Below are 24,945 nucleotides of genomic sequence, written 5' to 3'. Positions count from 1 at the left end.
CCACGCGACGCGGTCTTCGACATTTCGGGTGGCGAGCAGGCATTCGCAGCTTTCGAGGCCCGTTGCAAAAAGCTGCCCAGAAGCTGAGTGGTAGCGCGAGACCACCCTCGGCGCCTGCATCTGGGCATCGAACCCGTCCGGGATCTCGCTCCGCAGGATTCACAATCCGTTCTCGTTCGTCTATAGTGCTTTCCGAGATGGCGGAGGATCGGTCGTAGGCGCGCCCAGCGTCTTAGCCGCTCTGGGTGATCCGTTAACTGACCACCGAAATCCGGGTTAGTGGTCAGCCTCCTGCAACTCTGACTGTTGCAGATGGTGCGGAAATGGTCGCCATCTCTTCATCGCCAAGCCCCCCACCCACCATCCATACACCGCAGCCGCAGCCAGCAGAGCCAGGACAACCGCCATCCTAGCGTCTGAGGGACCGTAGCGCATTACTCCCCCTGCGCTCTGGCGGCTTCGGGCGCCCGGCCTGATTCATGTTATTCCGGCACACCATTCGGAATAACGAACAGGCATTATTCCGCGTATCAAGTCCTTGATAGTTAAGGTGGAATAAGGGGTTCTGTCGTGGAATTGCGGCTCGACGACGGGCTGCAGCTGATTGGTCCGAGCGGCGTTGTGAAGTGCAGCGTGCTCTTCGGCGGAGCACGCTAGGCTCGCATATGAAAAAAGCCCGGCTTCGGCCTGGCTTTGATCGTCCAGCCTGACGCAGGCTGGCTCCCGGCGATGTGACCGGCGTCTCTGGCCTTCGCGCCGCGACCCTTGCTCCGAGATTGATCCTGTCGATCGGCTTCAAGAAGCTGAGCTTCGGCTCGGCGGTCGCGTGGTTTGGTTCTTGCCCGGCCGCCATCGGCCGCTTGCTGCCGTCGCATTGCGAGGAACTCTCATGGCCAGTCCGGTTCGCGATGCTGCGGGATCTTCCGCCGCGTGAGCCTGCGACGCTTGACAAGCCTGTGCATTCAAACGACCAACGCTTCATTCCGGGGGCGGGCATGATCCCGGAAGTCTAGATCGCCGAGCCTTCCATCGGACGCGGTCATGGTGATCTATCTCATTGTTATCGCATCGGAGTTTTCTGAACAGTGGATTCCACTTTTCGGTCCGATGCTCTAGCCTGCCCGGGTCGCCAGGAGATGCCGTGCATGCCATTACGCATCATCAATGAGCCGGGCTTAGCGGGGGAGCGTCGCACGGCGCCTGACCCGGTGCTTCCGGAACGGCGTTGAGCGCTCCGATCAGGAGTTCTCCGGCCGTCGCAATCGCAGCAGAATCCCGAGCGCGGAAGACTGAATTGCAGTCAGGGCCCCCTCTCCGATGATCAGCAACCCGATCCCCTGGCCGAACAAGGCCCGCTGCGCGGTCGCCTTCACCTTCGACATGGATGCGGAGGCCCTGCTCCACGTCAATTTCCGTGAGCAGGCGCCGGAGCGGGTCGCGCTGGCCTCGATGCTGCGCTACGAGCCGCAGGTCGCCGTGCCGCGGCTTCTGGAGATATTCCGCCGTTTCGATCTGAGGCAGACCTTCTTCATCCCGGGCTGGTGCGTCGAGGCCTATCCGGGATGTGTCGAGCAGATCCTCGCGGCCGGGCACGAGCTCGGCCATCACGGCTATCTCCACAAGCGGCCGAATGCGCAGAGCCGGGACGAGGAGGCGGACAGCCTCGGGCGCGGGATCGAGGCCCTGAAGCGGTTGAGCGGGCAAAGACCTGCCGGCTATCGCGCGCCGGCCTACGCCTTTTCCCGGCACACGCTGGAGCTGCTGCAGGAAAGCGGTTTCCGCTATGACAGCTCGCTCATGGGCGACGACCAGCCCTATCTGATCGGCAATGGCCGCGGCGACCTCGTCGAGCTGCCCACCGACATGTCGCTCGACGACTGGACGCAATATGTCTGCATCAAGGAGTTCGGCTACATGCTGCCGATCGCCTCGCCGGAGCGGGCAATGGAGGTCTTCCGGGCCGAGTTCGACGCCGCCTGGCGCCATGGTGGCCTGTGGAACGCCGTCTGGCATCCCTTCGTCTCGGGCCGGCCGTCGCGTGCCGACGCCTTCGCCGGGTTGATCGAATACATGGAGGAGAAGGGCGGCGTCTGGTTCGCTACCCTTGCCGAGATCGCCGCCCATGTCCGCGGCCTCGCCGAACAGGGAATCTGGCAGCCGCGGCGCGATCAGGTCCCGTTCTGGCCCGAGCCCCTGCAGGACAGGGAACTCTCCTGAGATCGGGAGCGGCGGCCGCGAGGTCAGGCCAGGATGCGGCCGCGGTTCAGGATCCCCGCCGGGTCGAGCGCGCATTTCAGCGTTCGCATCAAAGCGAGCTCGGAATCGGAGCGGCTATAGCCGAGATAGGGGCGCTTGAGCACGCCGACGCCGTGTTCGGCCGATATGCTGCCCTCGACGTCCCGAACCGTGCCGTACACCAGTTCGGCCAGTCCCTCGAAGCCTGCTCCTTCGGGCGGATGGATCGAGAGATGCAGATTACTGTCGGCGAGGTGGCCGAACAGGATCAGGGTCGCATCGGGCCTGCTTTGCGCGATCCGGGCATGCAGGAGATCGACGCCCTGCGCCATCGCCGCGAGCGGCACACTGATGTCGAAATGCAGACCCGTCGACAGATGCCGGTAGAATTCCGAGCTCGCCTCGCGATAGCTCCAGAAGCGTGCCCGCTCACGACTCGATTGCGCGACGAGCACATCGTCGAGAAGCCCTTCCTCGGCGAGCGCGCCGAGAGCCTCCAGGAAGAGATCCGCATAGGCTTCGCCGGCGGGAAGTGCCGCCTCGACCAGCAAAGTGAGCGCTGGGCCTGATGTGAAGGGCGGCGGCAGCGCCGCATGGGTTTTCGCGGCGGCAAGATAGTCGCGCCACATCGCCTCGAAGGCGAGGAGGCCGCCCGGCAGCTTCGCCTCGAGCCGGTCGAGGACCTGCAGGGCCTCAGCGACGCCCGCGACAGAGCACAGCGCGGTGTGATGGCTCGGCACGGCCGGATGCAGCGCCAGCAGGACGCGCGTGACGATGCCGAGCGTGCCTTCACTGCCGATCAGGAGCTGGGTCCAGTCGTAGCCGGCATTGTTCTTGATCACCTTGACGAGCGAGCTGACGATCCGCCCATCCGGCAGCACCGCCTCGAGCCCGAGCACGTTGCGGCGGGTCATGCCGTAGCGCAGGACCTGCACGCCGCCGGCATTGGTCGCGACATTGCCGCCGATGGTGCAGCTGCCGCGCGCGCCGAGATCGACGCCATAGAGCAGGCCTGCCTCGGCCGCCCGTTGCTGGATCGCCTCGAGCGGCGTGCCGGCGAGGGCGGTCATCGTCCGGCCGACCGGGTCGAGCTCCTCGATGCCGGTCATGCGTTCGAGGGAGAGCGCGATCTCGCCTTCGACCGGATGCGCGCCGCCGGCGAGCCCGGTCAGGCCGCCCTGGACCACGACCGGGAGGGAGAGGCGGTGGCAGATGGCGAGTGCAGCCGAGACCTCGCCCGTATTGCGCGGCAGCAGCAGCGCCGCCGGCGCGCAAGGCGGCATTCCGGCGCTGTCGGCGCGGTTGCGTGCGGGTACGGCGTCGCCGAGGCGGATTTGCTCCGCGCCGAGGGCGGCGGTGAGGGCCGCCAGCGCATCCGGGGGCAGGCTCACGCCGCGACGCCCTCGCGGCCATGGCCGAAGACCGCCTTGACCTCGAGGAAGTCCTCGAAGCCGAAGACGCCGCATTCGCGCCCGTTGCCGGACTGTTTGTAGCCGCCGAAGGGCACGGCGCTGTCGAGCGGCGCGCCGTTGAGATGGACCATGCCGGCCCGCATCCGGCGGGCGATGCGGCGGGCGCGCTCGCGGTTGCCGGAGGTGATGTAGCTCGACAGCCCGTAGGGCGTGTCGTTGGCGATGGCGATCGCCTCCTCCTCGGAATCGTAGGGGATGATCGCCAGGACGGGACCGAAGACCTCCTCGCGGGCGATCGTCATCTCATTGTTCACGTCGGCGAAGATGGTCGGGCGGACATAGTAGCCGCGCTCCAGCCCGTCCGGCCGGCCGGGGCCGCCGGTGACGAGCGTCGCGCCTTCCGCGATCGCGATGCCGATCAGCTTCTGGATGCGCTCGAACTGGACGGCGCTGACCACGGGCCCCATGGTCGTGCCGGCGGCGCGGGGTGGGCCGACATGCACCGCCTCGGCCGCCTTGCGGGCGAGCGCGACCACCTCGTCATGGCGGGCGCGCGGCACGAGCAGGCGCGTCGGCGCATTGCAGGACTGGCCGCTATTGCCGAAGCAGCTGCGGACGCTGCGCGGGACCGCGCTGTCGAAATCGGCATCGTCGAGCAGAATGTTCGGCGACTTGCCGCCGAGTTCCTGATGGACGCGCTTGACGGTATCCGCCGCCGCCTTGGCGACGAGGACGCCCGCCCGGGTCGAACCGGTGAAGGAGACCATGTCGATGTCGGGATGCCGCGCCAGCGCCTCGCCGGCGCCAGGCCCGTCGCCATTGATCATGTTGTAGACGCCGGCCGGGATGCCGGCGGCATGGACCATCTCGCTGAAGAGCAGCGCCGAGATCGGCGCGACCTCGCTCGGCTTCAGCACCATGGTGCAGCCGGTCGCCAGCGCCGGGCCGACCTTGCAGGCGATCTGGTTCATCGGCCAGTTCCAGGGCGTGATGAAGCCGCAGACGCCGACCGGCTCGCGCGTGATCAGGGCATCGTTGATGAAGTGGTCGAAGCGGTAGTCGCGCAGCACCGCCAGGGCCTGCTGCAGATGATCGAGCCCGGCCGCGGCCTGGGCCCGGCGCGCCAGTTCGATCGGCGCGCCCATTTCCTGCGAGATCGCCTCGGCCATCTCGTCATGGCGCTTGCGGTATTCCTCGATCAGCGCTTCGAGCAGCTCGATGCGTTCCCGGCGGCTGGTGCGCGCATAGCCGTCGAAGGCTCCCCGCGCCGCGGCGACGGCGGCATCGACATCGGCGCTGCCGGCCAGCGTGATCTCGGCGAAGGGCGTTTCGGTCGCAGGATCGATGACCGGCAGCATGGTGGCGCCGGACGCGGCAACCCAGCGGCCGCCGATATAGAACTCGCGATGGGATTTCACGGGGCCTCTCCTTGTGGCGCCTCGGCGAGCCGGCGGTCGTAGTCGAGCACGGCCTGGAGCAGAACCTGCGCGCCGGCGCCGCAATCGTCGAAGGAGGCGTCCTCCGCCTCGTTATGGCTGAGGCCTCCGGCGCAGGGCACGAAGATCATCGCCGTCGGCGCGATGCGGGCGATGTAGGCGGCGTCGTGGCCGGCGCCCGAGACGATGTCGCGCATGCGGTAGCCGAGATTGCCGGCAGCCTGGCGCACCGAGGCGATGCAACGGGGATCGAAGGGCACCGGCGGCGAATCCCAGATCCGCGTCAGGGTGCCGGTGACGCCGTGTTCGGCACAGATTGCCGCCAGGGCCTGTTCGATTGCTTTCTCGGTCCGTTCGAGCGCGCCGGAATCGGGATGGCGCAGGTCGATCGAGAGGGAGGCTGCGCCCGGAATGACGTTGCGGGAGCCGGGATGGACCGCGATCGTTCCGACGGTGGCGACGGCGCCGGGGCAGGCGCGTGCCGCAGCCTGCACGGCCAGCACCAGCGCGGCCGCGGCGGGGAGGGCGTCCTGGCGCAACCGCATCGGAGTCGAGCCGGCATGCGACTCGCGGCCGGTGATCTCGACATCGTACCAGCGCATGCCCTGGACGCCGGTGACGACGCCGATCGTGTCGCCCTCGGCCTCGAGGATCGGTCCCTGCTCGATATGGAGCTCGAACATGGCGCCGATAGGCGTCGCCCCGATCGCAACCTCGCCGCGATAGGAGATCGCCTCGATCGCCTCGGCGAAACTCACCCCGTCGCCGTCCTTGCGCGTATCGGCATAGGTCCGGTCGAACACGCCGGCATGGACGCCGGAGCCGAGCATGGCGGGGGCGAAGCGCGAGCCCTCCTCATTGGTCCAGTTGACCAGCATGACGGGCGCATGGGTCTCGTAATCGGCCGCATGCATGGTGCGCAGGCATTCTAGCCCGGCGAGGACCCCGAGCACGCCGTCGAACTTGCCGCCGGTCGGCTGGGTGTCGAGATGGCTGCCCATCGCGATCGGCGGCAGCGCGTTGTTCCGGCCGGGCCTGATCGCGAACATGTTGCCGACCTCGTCGACATGCACGCTGCAGCCGAGGCTCTCGCATTCGGCCCGGAACCAGTCACGGACGCGGCGATCCTCCTCGCCCAGCGTCAGGCGCCGAATGCCGCCCTTGGCCGTGCCGCCGATCCGGGCGGTCTCCATGAGATCGCTCCAGAGCCGCTTCGCATCGATGCTCAGATTGTTCGCGCGCGTGGTCATCACGTCTCTCAGCAGGGGACTTCGATCAGGAACGGGCCGGGCTGGCTAAAGCTCGTCCCGACCAGCTCGATCAGGCGCTCCACGCTGTCGGCGCGGGCCGCTTCCACGCCCATGCCGCCGGCGAGCTTGACCCAGTCGAGATCGGGGCGGCGCAGGTCGAGCATGTCGAGCGCCGTCCGGCCCGGGTTCAGCGCGCCGACATTGAACAGCTCGGTCTCGAGGCTCTGATAGGCCCGGTTGGCGAAGATGATGTTGGTGACGTTGAGATTCTCGCGCGCTTGCGTCCAAAGGGCCTGCAAGGTGTACATGCCGCTGCCATCGGCTTGCAGCGCGACCGTGCGCCGCTCCGGGCAGGCGACGGCGGCGCCGGTCGCCAGCGGCAGGCCGATGCCGATCGAGCCGCCGGTGAGCTGCAGCCAATCATGCGCGGGAGCGCCGGCCGTGTGCCGGTAGCAGAAGCCCGCCGCATTGATGCTCTCGTCGATGAGGATCGCATCCTCCGGCAGCAGGGCGCCGACGACGGCGGCGGCGGCCTCGGCGCTCAGCGCGCCGGTCGGCAGCGCCGGGCGGGCCGGCGCCTGCAGGACCGGCGGCGCGCCGGCGCCGATCAGATCGGCGAGCCGCTCGAGCGCATCCTCGATATCGTCCTGCGGCGCCGCGAGACGATGGACGGGGCAGTCCGGCGGCAGGACGAGGCTCGGCTTGCCGGGATAGGCGAAGAAGGCGACCGGCTCCTGGGCACCGACCAGGACGACGCGGCGCACCTCGCCGAGCTGCGCGAGCGCGTCGGTGACCGGGTAGAAGACGCGTTCGAGCGCGACGCGCCCGGCGCCGCGCGCGATGCGGGCGTTGGAGGTCGGCGCCATCAGGCGCGCGCCATGTGTCTGCGCAATCCGGCTCGCCAGCTCCAGCGGCCGGGCACGCAGGGCGCGGCCGCCGACCAGCAGCAGCGTCGGCTCGCCGGAGCGCAGGGCGGTAGCGGCCTCCTTCAGCGCCTCGTCCGAGACTTTCGGGCGCGTCGGCAGGGCCAGGCGGGGCGCCGGGCCGTCGGACTCGTTCCAGGCGGTGTCGGCGGGCAGGATCAGGGTCGCGACCCCGCCGGCGCCGGAGAGCGCCGCTGCAACCGCCTCTGCGCCGTCGCGGGCGACCGCGCGGGCATCCTTCGAGGTCCGGACCCAGTCCGACATCGGCCGGGCGACGCCCTCGACATCGGAGCTCAGGGGCGCGTCGTAGACGGCGTGGTGCGTGGCATGGTCGCCGACGATGTTGACGATCGGCGTATTGGCCTTGCGGGCGTTGTGGAGATTGGCGAGCGCGTTGCCGAGGCCGGGGCCGAGATGCAGCAGGGTCGCGGCCGGCTTGTCGGCCATGCGGGCATAGCCGTCGGCAGCGCCCGAGACGACGCCCTCGAACAGCCCGAGCACGCAGCGCATGCCGGGGACACGATCGAGCGCCGCGACGAAATGCATTTCAGACGTGCCCGGATTGGCGAAACACGTATCGATCCCGCTGGCGATCAGCGTCCTGACCAGGCTTTCCGCGCCGTTCATATCCTGTAGTCCCGCCTTGTCCTGCCGGAGGAATGGAGGGGCCGGGCGAAAGCCCGGCCCCGAGTGATCAGAGCGGATCGCGAATCAGCGGCGAGGTCGAGCAGTGGATGCCGCCGCCGCCGAGCGCGACCTTGTCGTATTCGACGACGCGCACGGAGATGCCCGCCTTGTCGAACTTCGCCTGCGTGCGCTCGGAGAGGCCGCCGGCCATGATCACCCGGCCCGGGCGCACGGCGAGGCAGTTGATGACCCAGTTGCCGTCATCCGGGCAGACCTCGATCTGGCGGATGCCGAGCTGCTTCAGCCGCTCGAGGAACCAGAAGGGCAGCAGCGTCGGATTCACAAACGCCGTCTCGGCGTCGATCATCACGAACATGCCGTCGATATGCAGGCGATAGCCGGTGAGCTCGACCCGCAGCAATTCGACCCCGTGGACACGCAGCACTTCCTCGAGCTGGCGCGCACCTTCCTCGTTGACGCGGCTCGACAGGCCGATGACCGCGACCTTCGGCGTGATGAAGGCGAAGCTGCCGCCTTCCATCAGGCCGGTGCCGCCGATGGTCCGCAGGATCGGCATGCCGAGCTTGGCGAGGGTACGCGTGACCGGCAGCTCCTCGCCGCGGCGGATCGGCGGGCCGAGACGGGTGACGATGGCGCCGCCATCGATGGCGATGACGCTGTCGCGGGTGTAGACGGACTTCATCTTGCCCGGCGCGCATTCGTCGAGGAAGACGACCTCGGCCCCTTCCTCGCGCAGCGCGGCGACGAGGTTGTCATGCTGGGCCTGCTGGGCCGGAAGATCCGGGATCGTGTCGCCGCGCCAGTACCAGCCCTGCTCAGGATCGCCGAAGGCGCCGATGTCGGCGATGCGCTTGGCGGGGTCGACGATGTTCAGCTCCGGGCCGGGCCGGTGCATCAGCACCTTGCGGATCTGGCCGACATCGTTGTTGCAGCCCCAGCGCCGCCCCCAGACCTCGACCTGCTCGGACTCGGCCTCGAAGGCCGGCTCGGCCCGTGAGGCGAAGGTCTTGATGAGCATGTTGTAGCGGTATTCGTGTTCCGAAATGATCGACATGGTCTTCTCCTGAATCCGGCGCTGAACTGATCTCTCGCAGTTGGGGGTCAGCCGGCAGCGGTCGGAATGGTCCATTCGTCGCCACGGGCGGTGGTGACGTATTCCGGCCAGCGATAATTGACGGGCGCCTCGAAATCGGCCGGCAGCAGCGGCGCGACCCACTTCTCGCCGCCGATGCCGCCGCCGGTGCGCTCCTTGAACTCCGCCTGCGCCGCGGCGAGGCTGGTGCCGTCGGTCAGGAGGTCGACGATGGTGGTGGCGATGACCTTGGCCGCGGTGCTCCACATCGGGTCGATGCAGGCCGGCATGCCGCCCATGGCGTAGCGGGTCCATTCCGGATAGCGGTAGCCGGGCGGGGCCTTGAGGGTCGGGCGGCCGACATAGAGCCGCACCGTCGGTGCATGCCATGTGTAGTCGACATAGTCGTCGGCAGCGAGGTTCTTCTGCCAGGACGGCAATTGCGCGCGGAACGCCTCCTCGCCCTCCCAGGGCGCCGTCAGGCGCTGGATCTCCGGCATGAACGGGTCGTCCATCGGCTCCAGGCCAAGGTTGCGCTGGATCTCGCGGCCGAAGTTGCGTGCTTCCTCGCCCCATTGCGGCGCGCCGATCGCGGAAAAATTGCGCCAGGCCGCCTGCGCCATCGCATGGTTCGGCAGGCCGGCGCGGGTACGGGTGATCCAGGCCGGTGTGACCGTGCAGTGGCTCATCGCGGCGCAATGCTCGGCATTGCGGTCGAGCACCGCGAAGACACGCTCGCACATGTCGAGCGTCGGGGCGCGCAGCGAATACTGGATCTGGGCGAGGCCGGGGGCGAGATTGTCGGCGGCGGCATAGCCCGCCTGGATGATGTGCTCGTTGAGCGTCCAGCTGCCGTGATGCGGCAGCATCGACTCCTTCATGTACTTGGACGAGGTGTACATCAGGCAGACCGCGTCGATCGCGCCGGGTGCGCGCGCGGTCGAGTGGCTATGAGTCACGCCGGCAAAGGCGCCGGTCTGCTGCCAGGTCTCCGGGTTCGGGCATTCGAAGGTGTAGACGCGGCTCCAATAGGGGGCGCTGTGGGTGTCCCAGAAGCAGCTGTTGGCCAGCGCCGGGAACGAGTGCGGGTGGAAGCTGATCGCGGCGTCGAGATCGTTGTAGTAGCCCTTCGCCGCGTGCACCGGCTTGGAGCCGCACATCTTCTCGGCCGGCTCGCCGAAGAACTTGATGCGGCCCTTGATGCCGTGCTTCTCCATGGCGTGCTTGGCGGCGAGGAAGCCGGCGAACGCGCCGATCCCGAGCGCCGAATGCGGGTCGGTATGGCCGGCGGCGTGGCGGCTGACGCCCTCGCGCGGCTTGCGGAAGGGCACGGCCTCCTGCGAGGTGCCGGGCACGGCGTCGTATTCGGCATAGCCACCGATGGTCGGGCCCTCGCCATTCGACCACTCGGCGCAGAACGCCGTCGGCATGCCGCCCGAACCTTCCTCGACGGTGAAGCCCTCGGCGCGCAGCCGCTCGACATACCAGGCGGCGGAGCGGTACTCGCGCCAGGACGGCTCGTGCAGGTCCCAGATCGTCATATGGTCGGCCGAGAGACGCTCTGCGTTCTCTTCCAGCCAGGCGAGCGCGCTCTGCTTGTCGGCGCCAAAATCGCTGATGTCAGACATGGTTCTGCCTTTTCGGATGGTTCAGTTCGCGCGCCGCGAGCGCACATAGGCGTCCGCGCACAGAAGGCTGACGGTGACGGCGATGAGGACCGCCGCGACGGCGGCCATGGTCGGATCGAGCGCCTCGTTGATGCCGTCCCACATGCGGCGCGGCAGGGTGAAGACGGCGCGACCGGCGATGAAGAGGGCGAGGACGAGCTCGTCCCAGCTATGGATGAAGGCGAAGATCAGACCGGAGACGACGCCGGGCATGATGTTCGGGATGATCACCAGGCGCAGCGTCTGGCCCATGCTGGCGCCGAGGCTGAGCGAGGCCTGCTCGAGGCGCGGGTCGAAACCGGCGAGCGCGGTCGAGACCGTGATCACCACATAGGGGACGCCGGTGACGGCATGGGCGATGATCAGGCCGGTATAGGTGTCAAGCAGGCGCAGATCGATCCAGAACTGGTAGATGCCGAGCGCGTAGACGATGGTCGGCACCATGATCGGCACCAGCATCAGCATGCGGACGAAATCGCTGGCCCGGTTGCCGAGGCGCCAGCAGCCGATGGCGCAGAGCGTGCCGGCGACGACGGCCACCGCCGTCGAGACGCAGGCGATGATGAAGCTCTGCAGGATGCTGACGAGCCAGGGGCCGCTGCTGAACAGGTTTCGGTAATACTGGAAGGAGACCTCCGATTCCGGCAGCGAGAGATAGTGCCGGTCGGTCACCGAAACCGCGAAGACCACGGTGATCGGGAGGACGAGGAAGCAGATGATCAGCCACGCGAACGAACGCGTCATGATCGAGATGTTGCCGAAGCCGTTGCCGGTCATGAGCTTAGCCCGCTCCGAAGAGTTTACGCAGATTGACCAGCCGGCTCAGCGCTGCGAGCAGCACGCCGATGACGATCAGCAGCACGGCGGCGAGCATGCTGGCGACGCCCCAGCGCACGACCTCGAGGATCTGGACCTTGATGTATTCGGCGATCATCAGCGTCTTGCCGCCGCCGAGCAGGGCCGGGGTGACGAAGAAGCCGAGCGAGAAGATGAAGACCAGGATGCTGGCGCCGACGACGCCGGGCAGGGAAAGCGGCAGGAACACCCGCCAGAAGGCTTCGAACCTCGAGGCGCCGAGGCCGCGCGCGGCGGCGATGCAGCGCTGGTCGATGTCGCGCATGTTCGAGAAGATCGGCAGGATGCCGAGCGGAAGCATGTAGTGCACCATGCCGATCATGACGCCGGTCTCGTTCCAGATCAGGCTCAGCGGCGAGTCGGTGACCCCCGTCGCCATCAGCGCGGAATTGATCAGCCCTTCGCGGCGCAGCAGCACGAACCAGGCGAAGGCGCGCACCAGCACGGAAATCCACAGCGGCACGAGCACGCCGAGGAACATCCAGCGCTGGACTCTCGGGGAGGAGTGCACGAGCGCATAGGCGACGACATAGGCCAGCAGAAGCGTGAAAATCGTCGTCAGCACGCTGATGCGGGCCGTGGTCCAGAGCATGCGCTGGATCGAGGCACTGCTGGCGAGCAACTCGTAATTGTCGAGGCCCGGAGCCGGCACCGTGACGCTCATCCAGAGCACGCGGCCGATCGGGTAGATGTAGAAGACCCCCATCAGGAGGAGAGCCGGCGCGATCAGCAGCCAGTAGCGCGTCTGGGGCGACGCGAAGAGGCCGAGACCGGCCCGGCTGCGCGCTGAGTCGGCAGGAGCAGTCATCACATGTCCGATCGGGTGGGAAAGCGCCCTCGGGCGCGGTCATGCCCACCTTGCGGAGGGCATGACCTGTCGCGCGTCGGGTGACGCGCAGCCGTTACGAGGAGATCAGGTCCAGGAAGCTCTGGAACGTCTTCGAATGGTTGGCCTTGTACCATTCGGCGTTGATCTTGGCCTGGATCGCGGCGTTGGCAGCGTCGGAGGGGTTCTTCTTCTTGAGTTCCGCCGGCACGAGCGCATCGGCCGCAGGGTTCGCGGGGCCGTTGCCCATCGCCGCCAGGAGCTTCACCTGTCCTTCAGGCTGCTGCATCGAGGCGATGGCGCGCATCGCTTCCTTGCCAGCAGGGTTGCCCTTGGGCACGACCCAGAGGCCGGGCTGGAGCAGGCCGTCCTTGAAAGTGTAGGTGACGCGGCCCTGCGTCTCGTCAGCGAGCACGTTGGCGCGGGTGTGCCAGAGCAGGCCCATCACGCATTCGCCGTCGCGCATCAGGCTCTGGCTTTCCGAGCCGCTGTTCCAGAACAGCAGATCCTTCTTGATCGTCGCGATCTTGGCGAAGGCGCGCTTGACGTCGAGCGGGTAGAGCTTGTCCTTCGGCACGCCGTCGGCCATCAGGGCGAGCTCGAGCATCGCCTGCGAGTCCTTGCGCATCATGCGCCGGCCCGGATATTTCTTAGTGTCGAAGAAGTCCGCAAGCGTCGGCTCGCCCGAGACCTTGCTCTTGTCCCAGGCCAGGACCGAGCTGAACATGTAGTTCACCACGCCTTCGTCATAGGCAAAGGTGGGGTCCAGCTTCTTCTTGTCGACGATCGAGTAGTCGATCTTCTCCAGCGCGCCGTGCGGGCCGAGCTCGGCGAGGGTCGTGATGCCGGCGTCGCAAATGTCCCAGGTGACATGGCGCGACTGGACCATGGTGAGGATCTTGCCGTTCAGCGCGCCGCTGCCGTCGAGCACGATCTTGCCACCCTGGGCGGCGAAGGGCTTCACGAAGGCCTCGTCGAAGGCCTTCATCGCGACGCCGCCGAAATTGACCAGCACGACTTCCTTGCCGCTCTGGGCCCGTGCGGCGCCGCCGCCAAGTGCCAGCGCTGCCGGCGCGACGCCGAGCGCGAGCGCGCTGCGGATCAGGTCGCGGCGCGTCTGGCCGCTGCCGAGTTCGGCCGCAAGGGCCCTGCAATCTTCCGCGAAGCTCTGCTTTTCCATCATGATCCCCTGTTTTCGTTGATGATGAAGATGAGGCTTTCCGGTCGTTAGGTCCGGCCGCTAAGCCTCCTGGACTTCCATCCCCGCCCGCGCACTCCAGCCCAGTTCGAGGGATTGCCCGACTTCCGGAGCATTGCCGGCAGTCCAGGCCGGCAAGGAGACGCTGATCGGGCCGCAGCCCGCGGTGTCGACGAGGACGCGGAACTCCGAACCGAAATAGTTCCACTCCCTGACGACGCCGCTCAGCCGGTTGTCGCTTTCGGTGCCGGGGGCGACGATGGAGAGCTTTTCCGGCCGCAGCGCGACCGTGACCTTCGAGCCGATGCCCGGCTTGGCGTCGCGGGCCTTCTGCACGAAGCGCACGCCGTCCCCGGAGAATACGAAACCGTCCCCGACATGGGACTCGACCTTGCCGCGCACGAAATTGCTCTTGCCGAGGAAGTCGGCGACGAAGGCCGTGCGGGGCCGATCATAGAGCTCGCTCGGTGTGCCCTGCTCGACCAGTCGCCCGTCGCTCATCACGACGATGCGGTCGGACATGGACAGCGCCTCGTCCTGGTCATGGGTGACATAGATGAAGCTCAGGCCGACCTTGCGGTGCAGGCGCTTCAGCTCCTCCTGGAGTTCGGCGCGCAGCTTCTTGTCGAGCGCGCTCAAAGGCTCGTCGAGCAGGAGAAGGTGAGGGGTGAAGACGAGCGCACGAGCGAGGGCGACGCGCTGCTGCTGCCCGCCCGAGAGCTGGCGCGGCAGGCGCTCGCTCTGGGTCGTCAGCTTGACCAACTCGAGTGCCGCCTTGACCTTTTCCTCGATCTCGGCGCGCGGGCGCCGGCGCACTTTCAGCGGAAAGGCGACGTTGTCGAAGACCGACAGATGCGGGAACAGCGCATAGCCCTGAAAGACCATGCCGAAATTGCGCGACTCCGGCGGCAGATGCGTGATCGGCTGCTTGTCGAGGTGGATGCTACCTTGGTCGGGCTGCACAAAGCCCGCAATCATCATCAACAAGGTGGTCTTCCCGGAACCGGAAGGACCTAGCATCGTAAGAAATTCACCGCCCTTGATGTCTAGAGAGACGTCTTTGACAGCTTTGAATGTTCCGAATGTCTTCGAGACACGAGATATCGACAGGTCATGACCTGGAATCGTTGCCGTCATTGTCAAGGCAGCCCCTCTGTTATATTTATTTCGACCTTGGCTGTCTGGTCGAACGATTATGGAGCTTAGCTGCCTCAAAATCAGAGTCAACTATAAAAAAAGAGCCCACTCTAAAATTTTTTGAGCTAGGCTCGCGGGGAACAGGAGGGCGTTTTGGCCAGCAAAGTGATCGGACTGAGAGAGCGCAACCGGCAGCACCGCATCGGGCTCATTCTGGGCGCGGCCTCTCGCCTGTTCGCGCAGAGCGGCTATGACAGCACGCGGATCGAGGAGATCGCCGAGGCGGCCGAGGTCGCGCCGGCCACGGTCTATAACTACTTCACAAACAAGGCGAACATCCTGACCGCGCTGGCCGCGCGGCATGCCTACAGCTCCTGGGCCGAGCGTAGCGCCTTCGTGCAGAATCCGCCGGGCGATCCCATGGAGGCCGTGCAGGGCTTCGAGCGTCTGCTCGCCGATCAGGCGATGCGCACGCTCGGCCGGGAATGCTGGCGGGTCATTCTGTCCGCGCCCTATCTCCAGCCCGGCAGCCGTCTCCACCGCGCCGGGATCATCTTCGGCTGGCTGATCGAACGGCACTATCGGCGCATGCTGCGTACCTTCAAGGAGCGCGACCAGCTCGATGCCGATGTCGACATCAGGGCGCTGGCCGAACTGATCACCGCGATCGGCACCTATCATTTCGGCCGCTTCATCTCGGACGAGACCATGACGCTCGACGCGCTCAAGCACGAGATCGAGAAGCATGTCCTGATCATCTTTCTCGGCGTCGTGCCCAGGCAGGCGCGCCCGGACGCTCCGGGCGTGCTAGCTAGACACTGAGGCAGAGGTATTTGATCTCGAGATAGTCCTCGATGCCGTATTTCGAGCCCTCGCGGCCGAGACCCGATTGCTTGATGCCGCCGAAGGGTGCGACTTCGGTCGAGATCAGCCCGGTGTTGATGCCGACCATGCCGTATTCCAGCGCCTCGGCGACGCGGAAGATCTTCGAAACGTCGCGCGAATAGAGATAGGAGGCGAGGCCGAACTCGGTGTTGTTGGCCATCGCCACCACCTCCGCGACGGTCTCGAAGCGGAACAGGGGGGCGACCGGACCGAAGGTCTCATCGCGCGCGACCTTCATCGCGGCGGTGGCGCCGGTCAGCACGGTCGGCTCGAAATAGAGGCCGCCGCGCTGGTCGCGCCGGCCGCCGGTCAGCACCTGCGCGCCTTGCGCGGTCGCGTCGGCGATGTGCTCCTCCACCTTGGCCAGCGCCTTGTCCGAGATGAGCGGGCCGGCGAGCGCGCCCGCCTCGAAACCGTCGCCGACCTTGATCTGCCTGACGCGCGCGGCGAGTTTCTCGGCGAAGGCGTCGTAAACTCCAGCCTGGACATAGAGGCGGTTGGCACAGACGCAGGTCTGGCCGTTATTGCGGTATTTCGAGACGATCGCGCCTTCGACGGCAGCGTCGAGATCGGCATCGTCGAAGACTATGAAGGGGGCATTGCCGCCGAGCTCGAGCCCGAGCTTGAGCACCTGGTCGGCGCCCTGCCGCATCAGGATCTTGCCGACATTGGTCGAGCCGGTGAAGGTCAGCTTGCGGATTTTCGGATTCTCGCAGAACTCGCGGCCGACGGCGACCGAATCGGTCGAGGGCAGCACACTGAAGAGCCCGGCGGGCAGACCGGCGCGCTCGGCGAGGACGGCGAGGGCGAGGGCCGAGAGCGGGGTTTCCGAGGCGGGTTTGGCCACCATGGCGCAGCCGGCGGCGAGGGCCGGCGCCAGCTTGCGCGCCAGCATCGCGTTCGGAAAGTTCCAGGGCGTGATCGCCGCCACCACGCCGACGGGCTGCTTGACGACGATGATCCGCTTGTCGGGCTGGTGCCCGGGGATGGTGTCGCCATAGACCCGCTTGGCCTCCTCGCCGAACCATTCGACATAGGAGGCGCCGTAGAGGACCTCGCCTTTGGCTTCGGCCAGCGGCTTGCCCATCTCGGCGGTGAGGATCGCCGCGAGATCGTCGGCATTGGCGACGATCAGGTCGAACAGCCGGCGCAGGATCGCCGCCCGGTCCTTGCCGGTGCGAGCGGCCCAGTCCTTCTGTGCCTCCTGCGCCGCGTCGATGGCGGCCGACGCCTCGGCCCGGTTCAGATCCGGCAGCGTCGCCAGGACCTCGCCTGTCGAGGGGTTGGTAACGTTGAAAGTCCGACCGGTTGCCGCTGCGTCGACGGGCCGGCCGGCGACAAAGCCGCATTCGACGGCGAGCGAGGTATCCTTGAGCCGCGCGAGGAGGCTAGCTGCGAGCGCCATCGTCTCAGGCCTCCGCAGCGCATTCGCGCAGGCTGTCCTCGAGGATGTCGAGCGCCTCGGAGAAGGTCTCGTCGCTGATCGTCAGCGGCGACAGGAAGCGGATGACATTGCCGTAGACGCCGCAGTTCAGCAGAATCAGGCCCTTTTCGAGCGCGCGGGCGCGGACACGATTGGTGAAGTCGGGGGCGGGGGTCTTCGTCCCCGGCAAGGTGAACTCGACCGCGTTCATGAAGCCGGGGCCGCGGATGTCGGCGATCTCAGGCACATCGGCCGTCAGCGACTGCAGGCGCTGCTTCAGGCGGGCGCCGAGCTGCTCGGCCCGGGCGCAGAGCCCTTCTTCGGCGATGACGTCGAGCACGGCATGGGCCGCAGCGATGCCGATCGGGTTGCCGCCATAGGTTCCGCCGAGGCCGCCGACACCGGGGGCGTCCATGATTTCGGCGCGTCCGGTCACGGCTGCGATCGGGAAGCCACCGCCGAGGCCCTTTGCCATGGTGGTGATGTCGGCGACCACGCCGGTGCGCTCCATCGCGAACATCCGGCCGGTCCGGGCGAAGCCGGTCTGCACCTCGTCGGCGATCAGCAGGATGCCATGCTGGTCGGCCAGCGCCCGCAGGGCCGCCATGAAGGCGCGCGGCGCCTCGTAGAATCCGCCTTCGCCCTGGATCGGCTCGATGATGAACGCCGCGACGCGCGACGGATCGACATCGGCCTTGAACAGCCGGTCGAGCGCGGCCAGCGAAGCCTCAGCGGTGACGCCGTGCAGCTCGACCGGGAAGGGGATGTGGTAGACCTCCGGCATCATCGGGCCGAAACCGACCTTGTAGGGCGCCACCTTGCCGGTCATCGACATGCCCATGAAGGTCCGGCCGTGGAAGCCGCCAGCGAAGGCGATGACGGCCGAGCGGCCGGTGGCGGCGCGGGCGATCTTCACCGCATTCTCGGTCGCTTCGGCACCGGTGGTGACGAAGATGGTCTTCTTGGCGAAGTCGCCAGGCACGGCCTCGTTCAGCCGCTCGGCCAGGGCGACATAATTCTCATAGGGCACGACCTGATGGCAGGTGTGGGTGAAGCGCTCGAGCTGGGCCTGCACCGCCGCGATCACCCTTGGATGGCGGTGGCCGGTGTTCACCACGGCGATGCCGGCAGCGAAGTCGATATAGCGCTTGCCTTCGGCGTCCCAGAGCTCGGCGTTCTGCGCCCGGTCGGCATAGATCTGCGTGGCGACGCCGACGCCGCGCGAGACGGCCGCAGCCCGGCGGGCTTCGATGGCGGAATTGGACATTGCTTGCTCCCCTCGGATGGCCGTGCCTGTGCCGGCAACTCTTCGAATATTTTCTTGCAGTTTTTCTGCAAGAAAACAAGATGGCCGCGAGACGCTTTCCTGCCTAGATCCTCGCGCGTCCTATCGGACGCGAAGTGACGATCTAGCTCTTTGTTTTAGCATCGGATTTTTCCGAAAAGTGGATTCCACTTTTCGGCCCGATGCTCTAGGTTTTCGCGCGATCGCCGTGACGATCGGCGCAGCCCGGGACCGGATGTGGAGCCTGTTCGATTTCGCATTACCGAGGCGGCCCGCATGGCGGGCGTCTCGGCCTCGACCTTGCGGCTCTGGGAGGCGCAAGGGCTGATCGAGCCGATCCGGACCGCCTCGGGACAGCGACTCTACAGCCGAGAGCAGCTCGACCGGCTGCAGGAGATCGCCTGGCTGCGGCGCGAGAAGGGCCTAAACCCGCCGGCGATCGCCGATCGCCTGCGCCGGGAGGACGCCCCCGAGCCGCCGGCGGGGGTGGCGGCTGCGGAGGCGTCAGCGCCGGAGGTTCCGGTCGGGCTGAAGATGCGGCGGCTGCGCCAGGCGGCGCATGAGACGCTGGAGGATGTCGCCCAGGCGACGGCGATTCCGGTCTCGGTGCTCTCGACCTTCGAGCGGACCTCGCTCGGCCTGTCCTTCAAGGCCCTGCACGAGCTCGCCCGTCATTTCGGCACGACGGTTGCGGCGATCAGCGGGCAGGAGGATTACGACCAGCGCGAATCCCTGGTGCGCTCCGGTGCCTGGGCGACATGGCCGCCGACCTCTCCCGGCGTGACCGTGCAGGCACTGGCGCGCGGCCAGACGCTGATGGAATGTCATCGCTTCCAGCTCGCCCCGGGCGCTTCGAGCGAAGGCACCTATGAGCATGAGGGCGAGGAGTTCCTGCACGTCCTCACGGGCAGCCTGGAGATCGTTCTCGACGGGGACAAATTCTTCGTCCTCGAAGCCGGGGACAGCTTCTATTTCGAAAGCCGCAGGCCTCATGCCTGGCGCAATGCCTGCGGGCAGGAAACCGTGGTGATCTGGATCAACACGCCGTCGAGCTTCTGATCGGGAGGTTCAGCCGCGCTGGCGTCGGGTTTGGGGGGGCGCCGGCGCAGGCACGGGCTGGAATGCAGCCGCGTTGCGGGGTCTGACGAACAGTAAGGTTGGTGTAAGGCAGGCCGGCATAAGGTCCTCTCACTGAACGAGCCGGCCGCGACGGTCGGATGGATGGAGAGAGGAAGAAGCCGATGACCAAGCAGGACCTGAACAACATCGCCCTGACCGATGAGGAGCTCGAGGCCGCGGCCGGCGGCGCCGGCCAGTGGGTAGCCCCCAGCCGCGGCGAGTGGTGGGTCTGGAAGGAGAGCCACTCCTCCTTCACCGGCAATCCCGCCAACTTCCATGCGACGGCCGGCAGCGGTGGCGGCAACGTGCGCAGCGAGGTGATCGACGGCAAGCGCCACTTCATCAAGTTCGACGGCACCAAGGAGGTCACCGTCGCCATCCGCTGATACGGTCGAGTTTGTCCTTTGATCGCCCGGCTCCCCAGGGAGCCGGGCGATCATGTTTCGAGAAGGAGCGGCGTCGCCGCTGCTGCATTGGCGGACCCGGTCGGCCAGCCGCTCCTTGATCGCCGGTGGTCACGCCATCTGGCGGCGGATCAGCCCGGCGAACACGCCACCGGCCGCGGCCAGCGTCTCGTAGTCGCCCTGCTCGACGATGCGCCCCTCCGACAGCACATAGATCAGGTCGGCATCGCGCACCGTGCTCAAGCGATGGGCGATCACCACACGGGTTACGTTCATCTGCGCCAGCGTTGCCATGACATGGGCCTGGGTCGCATTGTCGAGCGCGCTCGTCGCCTCGTCGAGCAGCATGATCCGCGGCCGCCTCGCTATGGCGCGGGCGAGCAGAAGCCGCTGGCGCTGACCGCCGGACAGGGTGGCGCCGGCGTCGTCGACATAGGTGTGCAGTCCCATCGGCATCGCCGCGATGTCGGGACCGAGCCCGGCCAGGCTCGCCGCCTCGAAGGCGGTCTCCAGGCTCAGCGGCGCCGTCCCGGCGATGTTGTGATAGAGGCTGCCGGCCTCGATGCGGCTGTGCTGCAGCACGACGCCGAGCTGGCGCCGGACGGCGCCCCGGTCGAGATCGCGCAGATCATGGCCGTCGAGCAGCACTGAACCGCTATCGGGTTGCTCGAAGCCGAGGAGCAGCCGCAGCAGCGAGGATTTGCCGGAGCCGGACGGGCCGACCAGGGCGACGAAGGCGCCGGCCGGGATGCGCAGCGAGACGTCCGAGAGCGCGCTCTGCCCGCCGGGGTAGCTGAAGCTGATGCGAGACGCCTCGATCTCGCCATGCAGGGTTCCGGGGTGGATGCCGCCGGCGCCGTCTTCGGTCGGCTCGGCCAGGATTGGCCGGGCGCGCTCCCACAGGGGCAGCACCGTCGCCAGCGCCGGGATCAGTCCCGCGAGCGAGAGGATTGCCGAGACGAACTGGCCGGAGACGCCGGAATAGGTGACGTAGTCGCCGAGCGTCATTTTGACGCCGCCCAGGCCGACGAGGCCGATCAGCGCCGCCATGACGAGGATGTTCCAGCCCGCGCCGAAGGCGCCGACCGCGCTGCCGACCACGTTCGCCCGGAAGTTCACCGCCTGGTCCACGGCGAAAAGATGCATCCAGCGCGCCAGGAAGCGGTTCTCGGCGGCGGCGACGCGCAGCTTCGAGATGCCCTGGAAGATCTGCACGGTCAGCGTCTGCATCGCCCCGCCATTGGCGAGGGCGCGCCGCTGCAATCGCAGCTCGAACAGGGTCATGCCGACGAGGATCACGAGCTGGACGGCGCAGACCGCGAGCGCGAGCAGAGCTGGCTTCAGCCCGTAGCTCAGCAGCACGACGAGATTGACCGAGGAGAACAGCACGCCGAGCAGGGCCGTGATGCTGGCGACGCCGACGGTCCGGCGGATCTGGTTCACCGCATCGGCGCGCAAGGCGAGGTCGCCGGCGCCGTAGCGGCGGAAGAAGCCGGGCGAGAGCCGCAGCAGCCGGCTCCACAGAGCCCCTTCGACGGCCGAGCCGAGCACGGATTCGACGCGCAGCACGGCGAGGCCGCGCACCAGCTCGAAACCCATCACCCCGAACGCGACCGCGACCATCACCAGGATGAGCTGCAGAATCTCGCTGCGCACCCCGTCCGGGATGACCGATTGCACCAGCATGCCGGACAGGAACGGCGTCGCCATGGCGAGCAGGCCGGCGGCGAGGCTTGCCAGCGCGATCAGCGCCATTTCCCCGCGCACGATTGCGAAGACGAAGGCGGCGAGTGCCCGGCCGGGTCGCTGTTCGCTGCCGGAGAAGCCGCGATAGAGCACATGGGCATGCGGGGTCAGCGAGGCCGCGACGCCGTTGTCGACCCTGATGCGTTCGCCGCTGCCGGGGTGCACCATCCGCCAGCCGCTGCGTGCCGGCAGGAGTGCGACCGGCGTGCCGTCGCGCAATTGCCCGATCATCGCCTCGCCGGCCTGGCGCCACCAGCCCTCCTGCAGCTTGAGTTCGCGCGACCTCAGACCGGCCTTGGCGGTGTAGAGCGCGAGTGCGTCGCCGTTCTCGCCGATCGAGCGCAGGCGGTCGAAATCGGCCGGCAGCCTGACGCCCATCGCGCGGGCGACCGCACGAACCGCCGCCGCGAGCGGCGGTTCGGCTCCGGGGCCTTCCCGAGCCGTACGCGGTGCGGTTCGCCCCGCGACCCTCGCCATCGCTGCCGATAGCGCCGCTGCATCCGCGTCGGCGACCGTCGCGACATGCTGGCCGAGGGCGGCCATCCTGCCGTCGAACCAGGCCTGCAGCAGCTGGCCGAGTGCATCGTTGAAGCCAGTGAGCGCGGCGAGGAGGGAGCCTTCACGGGCCAGCGCGGCGCTGTCGAACACCTGGATCTCGCTTGCCCGCTCGGCCTGGAGCGGCGCGCCGCGCAGCACGGCGACCGGGAGATCCCGTGGATCGCCACTTCGTCCCCAGACATTGGCGCAGGCGCCGGTCCGTGTCCGGTACCAGAGCAGGGCCTGCGAGCCGCCGGGCACGGCGGTGTCTCCCGCCGCAAGGCTGTGAAGCCCAGGCTCCAGCCGGTGCGGGGCCAAGCCGTCGGCAGCACCGGCATGTGCCGGAAGCTCCGCCAGATGCCGTGCGTGTTCGGCCATCACGGCGATCCAGGACTCGGCGGAGCGCGCGAAGACGTCAGCCCTTCCAGCCAGATGTGAGAGGGCGATCGTCTCGATCTCTGTGCCGGCCTGAGGGATCAGGACGAGGTGCACGCTCCGGGCCGCCAGGCCGAAGGCGGCAGCGCCGGCGCCGAGCGTCGCGACATGGTGCAGGCTCCCGGCCTGGCCCTGCTGTGCGACGAAGAGGTCGGCGCCCGCGCCGGCGAGCCGGTAGGCGAAGCCCTCCTCGCAGGCGATACGGGTTGCGGCCTGCTCACTTGCTGCCGCGGCGCTTTCGAGCACTTCACTCTGCACGGACGAGCTCCGCATAGCGGCCCGCGGCCGCGATCAGCGCCCGATGCGTGCCGCGTTCGACGATCCGGCCGTGGTCGAGCACGATGATCTCGTCGCAATCGCGTACCGTGCTCAGCCGATGCGATATCACCAACGCACTGACGCCGCGCCGGCGCAGATTGGCGAAGACCTCCGCCTCGGTGACGGGGTCGAGCGCCGAGGTCGCCTCGTCGAGGACCAATATGGCCGGGTCGGTGGCGAGGGCCCGGGCGAGCTCCAGGCGCTGACGCTGGCCGCCGGAGAAATTGAGCCCGCCCTCGGCGACATCGGCGCCATATTGGCCGCGCCGGCGCACGATCTCCTCGTGGACGCCGGCGTCGCGCGCCGCCGCGATGATCCGGGCATCGTCGAGCGAGCCGTCCCAGAGCGCGATGTTGTCGCGGATCGTGCCCTCGAACAGCACGACGTCCTGCTCGACATAGCCGAGCGAGCCCGCGAGCACGCGGCGTGGCACGTCGCCGGCTGCCGTGCCGTCGAAGCTGATGCTGCCTGCGGCCGGTTGCAACAGCCCTGCGACCAGCCGCGCCAGGGTCGACTTGCCGCTGCCGGAGCCGCCGACCACCGCGACCCATTGGCCAGGCGCGATGGAAAGGTCGAGCGCCTCGATCAGCCCGGCCTGGCCGGGATAGGCGAAACCGAGTCCGCGGATATCGATCCGGCCCGAGAGCCGGGCCTGCCGCGCCGGCCAGTTTTCGGAGACCGCTGCGTCGCCTTGCAGGCGGGAGGCCGGCGCATGGCGCATCGTGTCCTGCACGCGCTCGAGGTCGCCGCGCAGCTCCTGCAGGCCAGCGACGGCGCCGACGAGCGACTGGACCGGGGTGTGGAAGGCCTGGAGCACGGCGAGGAAGGCGATCAGCGTGCCGACCGTCATCTCGCCATCCATCACCTTCAGCGCGCCCCAGCCTAGCAGGGCGGCATAGGACAGGCTCTTGATCACCGAGGGCGCCAAAGTGAGGAGGAGCGTCGAACGCTCCAGCGCCTGCATCATGTTGAGCAATTGTGCCTGCGCGCCCATCAGCCGGGCGAAGAAGGCGTCCTCGGCGCCCGACGCCTTGATCGTCTCTATAGACTGAATGCCGCCGAGCGCGACGCTGGCCAGACGCGAACGCTGGACCACCACGCGCCTGACGCCCTCGACCCGGACGCGGGTGATGAAGGCGATCGCCGCGATGTCCGCCGTCGCGAAGGCGAAGCAGGCGAGCGCCATCGGCACGTCGTAGACCATCATGATGGCGGCGCTGATCAGCGCGCCCATGATGCTGAAGAGCGCCGAGGAGATCGAGACCACGGCGCTGTGCGACAGGCGGCGCGCCGCCTCCATGCGCGAGGCGATGTCGCCGACATGGCGCTGCACGAAGAAGCCGATCGGCAGCCGCAGCATATGCGCCATCAGGCCTATGGCCGATTGCGTGCCGAGCCGCCGCTGCAGCCGGGCCAGCACCAGCCCGTGCAGCCAGGACAGCAGCATTGAGAGCAGAGCCGAGCCGATCAGCGCGACCAGCAGCGGGCGCAGCCAGCTCGTCGCGTGCTGGACCATGATGTTGTCGGCGAAGATCTTGCCGGCGGCGGGTACGAAGATCGGCGGCAGCACGTTGCAGAGCGCGATGATGCCGAGGAAGCCGAGCGCGGCGCGGGTCTCGCCGCCCTTGGGCAACAACGCGCGCAGCAAGCGCGGCCGCTCGCCAGCCGGCTTGAAGGCGGGCGTGGGCGCGAAGGTCAAGAGGATGCCGGTGAAGGCACCGTCGAACTCGGCCGCATCGACGCTGCGCCGACCATGGGCGGGATCGTTGATCTGGACGCGCCCGCGCGAGACGCCCTCGATCACGACGAAATGGTTCATCTGCCAGAAGGCGATCGCCGGAAAACGATGCTGTGCCAGCGCCACCGGCTCGACGCGCCAGCCCTTGGCCTCCATGCCGAAGCTGCGTGCGGCGCGCAGCAGCGAGGCCGCGGTGGCACCGTCGCGCGTCACCTGGCAGGCCTCGCGCAGTCGCTCCAGCGGCAGCCAGAGACCGTGATAGGCCAGCACCATGCCGAGCGCAGCAGCGCCGCACTCGACCGCTTCCATCTGCAGCATGGTCGGCACGCGGCGGGGCCGGCCTGCATTCGGCAGGGGCGGCACGGCCGCGGCGATGGTCGCGCTCTCAGTCATGGC

At 67.8% G+C, this 24,945-nt stretch carries 19 protein-coding genes; 5 read left to right on the top strand and 14 right to left on the bottom strand.

The window, feature by feature from the left end; translation table 11 throughout:
• The first annotated feature begins 776 nt into the window (after positions 1–776).
• Both J0J10_RS05465 and J0J10_RS05460 read left to right on the top strand, forming a co-directional pair.
• The gene (locus J0J10_RS05465; protein ID WP_291645605.1) at positions 777–1,013 is read left to right on the top strand and encodes a hypothetical protein; all 237 of its coding nucleotides are present in this window, start codon (positions 777–779) and stop codon (positions 1,011–1,013) included.
• A gap of 304 nt (positions 1,014–1,317) precedes the next feature.
• A complete protein-coding gene (locus J0J10_RS05460; RefSeq protein ID WP_291645604.1) occupies positions 1,318–2,217 on the top strand; it encodes a polysaccharide deacetylase family protein in 900 nt (299 codons plus the stop codon).
• 23 nt (positions 2,218–2,240) lie between these two features.
• Here the strand turns inward: J0J10_RS05460 and J0J10_RS05455 are convergent, their stop codons facing one another.
• The 10 genes from J0J10_RS05455 to J0J10_RS05410 all read right to left on the bottom strand — a co-directional run bounded on the left by J0J10_RS05455 (position 2,241) and on the right by J0J10_RS05410 (position 14,659).
• Positions 2,241–3,626, bottom strand: coding sequence for an FAD-binding oxidoreductase (locus J0J10_RS05455; protein WP_291645603.1), 1,386 nt, complete (start codon positions 3,624–3,626; stop codon positions 2,241–2,243).
• Positions 3,623–5,065, bottom strand: a complete 1,443-nt coding sequence (locus J0J10_RS05450; protein ID WP_291645602.1) for an aldehyde dehydrogenase family protein — start codon at positions 5,063–5,065, stop codon at positions 3,623–3,625. Before J0J10_RS05450 ends, J0J10_RS05455 begins: the two co-directional genes overlap by 4 nt.
• Positions 5,062–6,333 carry a Zn-dependent hydrolase gene (locus tag J0J10_RS05445; protein WP_291645601.1) on the bottom strand — a complete coding sequence of 424 codons (1,272 nt, stop codon included), beginning with the start codon at positions 6,331–6,333 and terminating at the stop codon, positions 5,062–5,064. The genes J0J10_RS05450 and J0J10_RS05445 overlap by 4 nt, the downstream gene beginning before the upstream one ends.
• An 8-nt stretch (positions 6,334–6,341) precedes the next feature.
• On the bottom strand, positions 6,342–7,883 hold the full coding sequence (locus tag J0J10_RS05440; RefSeq protein ID WP_291645600.1) for an acetolactate synthase large subunit: 1,542 nt from the start codon (positions 7,881–7,883) through the stop codon (positions 6,342–6,344).
• A 67-nt stretch (positions 7,884–7,950) separates the two neighbouring features.
• Positions 7,951–8,958, bottom strand: coding sequence for a dimethylarginine dimethylaminohydrolase family protein (locus J0J10_RS05435; RefSeq protein ID WP_291645599.1), 1,008 nt, complete (start codon positions 8,956–8,958; stop codon positions 7,951–7,953).
• Between the two features lie 47 nt (positions 8,959–9,005).
• Positions 9,006–10,604 (bottom strand): M20/M25/M40 family metallo-hydrolase, encoded by a 1,599-nt coding sequence (locus J0J10_RS05430; protein ID WP_291645598.1) that lies wholly within the window; start codon positions 10,602–10,604, stop codon positions 9,006–9,008.
• Between the two features lie 21 nt (positions 10,605–10,625).
• A complete protein-coding gene (locus J0J10_RS05425; RefSeq protein WP_291642437.1) occupies positions 10,626–11,420 on the bottom strand; it encodes an ABC transporter permease in 795 nt (264 codons plus the stop codon).
• Between the two features lie 4 nt (positions 11,421–11,424).
• On the bottom strand, positions 11,425–12,306 hold the full coding sequence (locus J0J10_RS05420) for an ABC transporter permease (RefSeq protein ID WP_291645597.1): 882 nt from the start codon (positions 12,304–12,306) through the stop codon (positions 11,425–11,427).
• Positions 12,307–12,400: 94 nt separating this feature from the next.
• Positions 12,401–13,504 carry an ABC transporter substrate-binding protein gene (locus J0J10_RS05415; RefSeq protein ID WP_291645596.1) on the bottom strand — a complete coding sequence of 368 codons (1,104 nt, stop codon included), beginning with the start codon at positions 13,502–13,504 and terminating at the stop codon, positions 12,401–12,403.
• Between the two features lie 60 nt (positions 13,505–13,564).
• Positions 13,565–14,659: an ABC transporter ATP-binding protein gene (locus tag J0J10_RS05410; RefSeq protein ID WP_291645614.1), complete on the bottom strand. Its 1,095-nt coding sequence runs from the start codon at positions 14,657–14,659 to the stop codon at positions 13,565–13,567.
• 153 nt (positions 14,660–14,812) lie between these two features.
• Between J0J10_RS05410 and J0J10_RS05405 the strand changes: the two genes are divergently transcribed.
• Positions 14,813–15,481, top strand: coding sequence for a TetR/AcrR family transcriptional regulator (locus J0J10_RS05405; protein ID WP_291642443.1), 669 nt, complete (start codon positions 14,813–14,815; stop codon positions 15,479–15,481).
• On the opposite strand, the gene J0J10_RS05400 is transcribed toward J0J10_RS05405, so the two are convergent.
• Together J0J10_RS05400 and J0J10_RS05395 are read right to left on the bottom strand one after the other, a co-directional pair.
• Positions 15,471–16,949: an NAD-dependent succinate-semialdehyde dehydrogenase gene (locus J0J10_RS05400; protein ID WP_291645595.1), complete on the bottom strand. Its 1,479-nt coding sequence runs from the start codon at positions 16,947–16,949 to the stop codon at positions 15,471–15,473. The genes J0J10_RS05405 and J0J10_RS05400 overlap by 11 nt on opposite strands.
• A 4-nt stretch (positions 16,950–16,953) precedes the next feature.
• Entirely contained in the window at positions 16,954–18,234 is a 1,281-nt protein-coding gene (locus tag J0J10_RS05395) for a 4-aminobutyrate--2-oxoglutarate transaminase (protein ID WP_291645594.1), read from the bottom strand.
• A gap of 255 nt (positions 18,235–18,489) precedes the next feature.
• Here J0J10_RS05395 and J0J10_RS05390 point away from each other — a divergent pair, with 255 nt between their 5' ends.
• A complete protein-coding gene (locus J0J10_RS05390; protein WP_291645593.1) occupies positions 18,490–19,311 on the top strand; it encodes a MerR family transcriptional regulator in 822 nt (273 codons plus the stop codon).
• A 182-nt stretch (positions 19,312–19,493) separates the two neighbouring features.
• Entirely contained in the window at positions 19,494–19,757 is a 264-nt protein-coding gene (locus tag J0J10_RS05385; RefSeq protein WP_291645592.1) for a hypothetical protein, read from the top strand.
• A gap of 129 nt (positions 19,758–19,886) precedes the next feature.
• On the opposite strand, the gene J0J10_RS05380 is transcribed toward J0J10_RS05385, so the two are convergent.
• Positions 19,887–22,751 (bottom strand): NHLP bacteriocin export ABC transporter permease/ATPase subunit, encoded by a 2,865-nt coding sequence (locus tag J0J10_RS05380; protein ID WP_291645591.1) that lies wholly within the window; start codon positions 22,749–22,751, stop codon positions 19,887–19,889.
• Entirely contained in the window at positions 22,741–24,942 is a 2,202-nt protein-coding gene (locus J0J10_RS05375) for an NHLP family bacteriocin export ABC transporter peptidase/permease/ATPase subunit (RefSeq protein ID WP_291645590.1), read from the bottom strand. The genes J0J10_RS05380 and J0J10_RS05375 overlap by 11 nt, the downstream gene beginning before the upstream one ends.
• Positions 24,943–24,945: the final 3 nt, after the last annotated feature.

This window comes from Allobosea sp. (assembly GCF_017308075.1).
GTDB lineage: Bacteria > Pseudomonadota > Alphaproteobacteria > Rhizobiales > Beijerinckiaceae > Allobosea.
The sequence above is the reverse complement of the archived record's forward strand: the minus strand, read 5'-3'. Positions and strand labels throughout refer to the sequence as shown.

Coding starts and splice junctions, on each gene's coding strand:
- J0J10_RS05375 (WP_291645590.1), bottom strand. CDS start 24,942: ATGACTGAGAGCGCGACCATCGCCGCGGCCGTGCCGCCCCTGCCGAAT.
- J0J10_RS05435 (WP_291645599.1), bottom strand. CDS start 8,958: ATGTCGATCATTTCGGAACACGAATACCGCTACAACATGCTCATCAAG.
- J0J10_RS05430 (WP_291645598.1), bottom strand. CDS start 10,604: ATGTCTGACATCAGCGATTTTGGCGCCGACAAGCAGAGCGCGCTCGCC.
- J0J10_RS05415 (WP_291645596.1), bottom strand. CDS start 13,504: ATGGAAAAGCAGAGCTTCGCGGAAGATTGCAGGGCCCTTGCGGCCGAA.
- J0J10_RS05400 (WP_291645595.1), bottom strand. CDS start 16,949: ATGGCGCTCGCAGCTAGCCTCCTCGCGCGGCTCAAGGATACCTCGCTC.
- J0J10_RS05420 (WP_291645597.1), bottom strand. CDS start 12,306: ATGACTGCTCCTGCCGACTCAGCGCGCAGCCGGGCCGGTCTCGGCCTC.
- J0J10_RS05410 (WP_291645614.1), bottom strand. CDS start 14,659: ATGACGGCAACGATTCCAGGTCATGACCTGTCGATATCTCGTGTCTCG.
- J0J10_RS05460 (WP_291645604.1), top strand. CDS start 1,318: ATGATCAGCAACCCGATCCCCTGGCCGAACAAGGCCCGCTGCGCGGTC.
- J0J10_RS05385 (WP_291645592.1), top strand. CDS start 19,494: ATGACCAAGCAGGACCTGAACAACATCGCCCTGACCGATGAGGAGCTC.
- J0J10_RS05440 (WP_291645600.1), bottom strand. CDS start 7,883: ATGAACGGCGCGGAAAGCCTGGTCAGGACGCTGATCGCCAGCGGGATC.
- J0J10_RS05425 (WP_291642437.1), bottom strand. CDS start 11,420: ATGACCGGCAACGGCTTCGGCAACATCTCGATCATGACGCGTTCGTTC.
- J0J10_RS05445 (WP_291645601.1), bottom strand. CDS start 6,333: ATGACCACGCGCGCGAACAATCTGAGCATCGATGCGAAGCGGCTCTGG.
- J0J10_RS05395 (WP_291645594.1), bottom strand. CDS start 18,234: ATGTCCAATTCCGCCATCGAAGCCCGCCGGGCTGCGGCCGTCTCGCGC.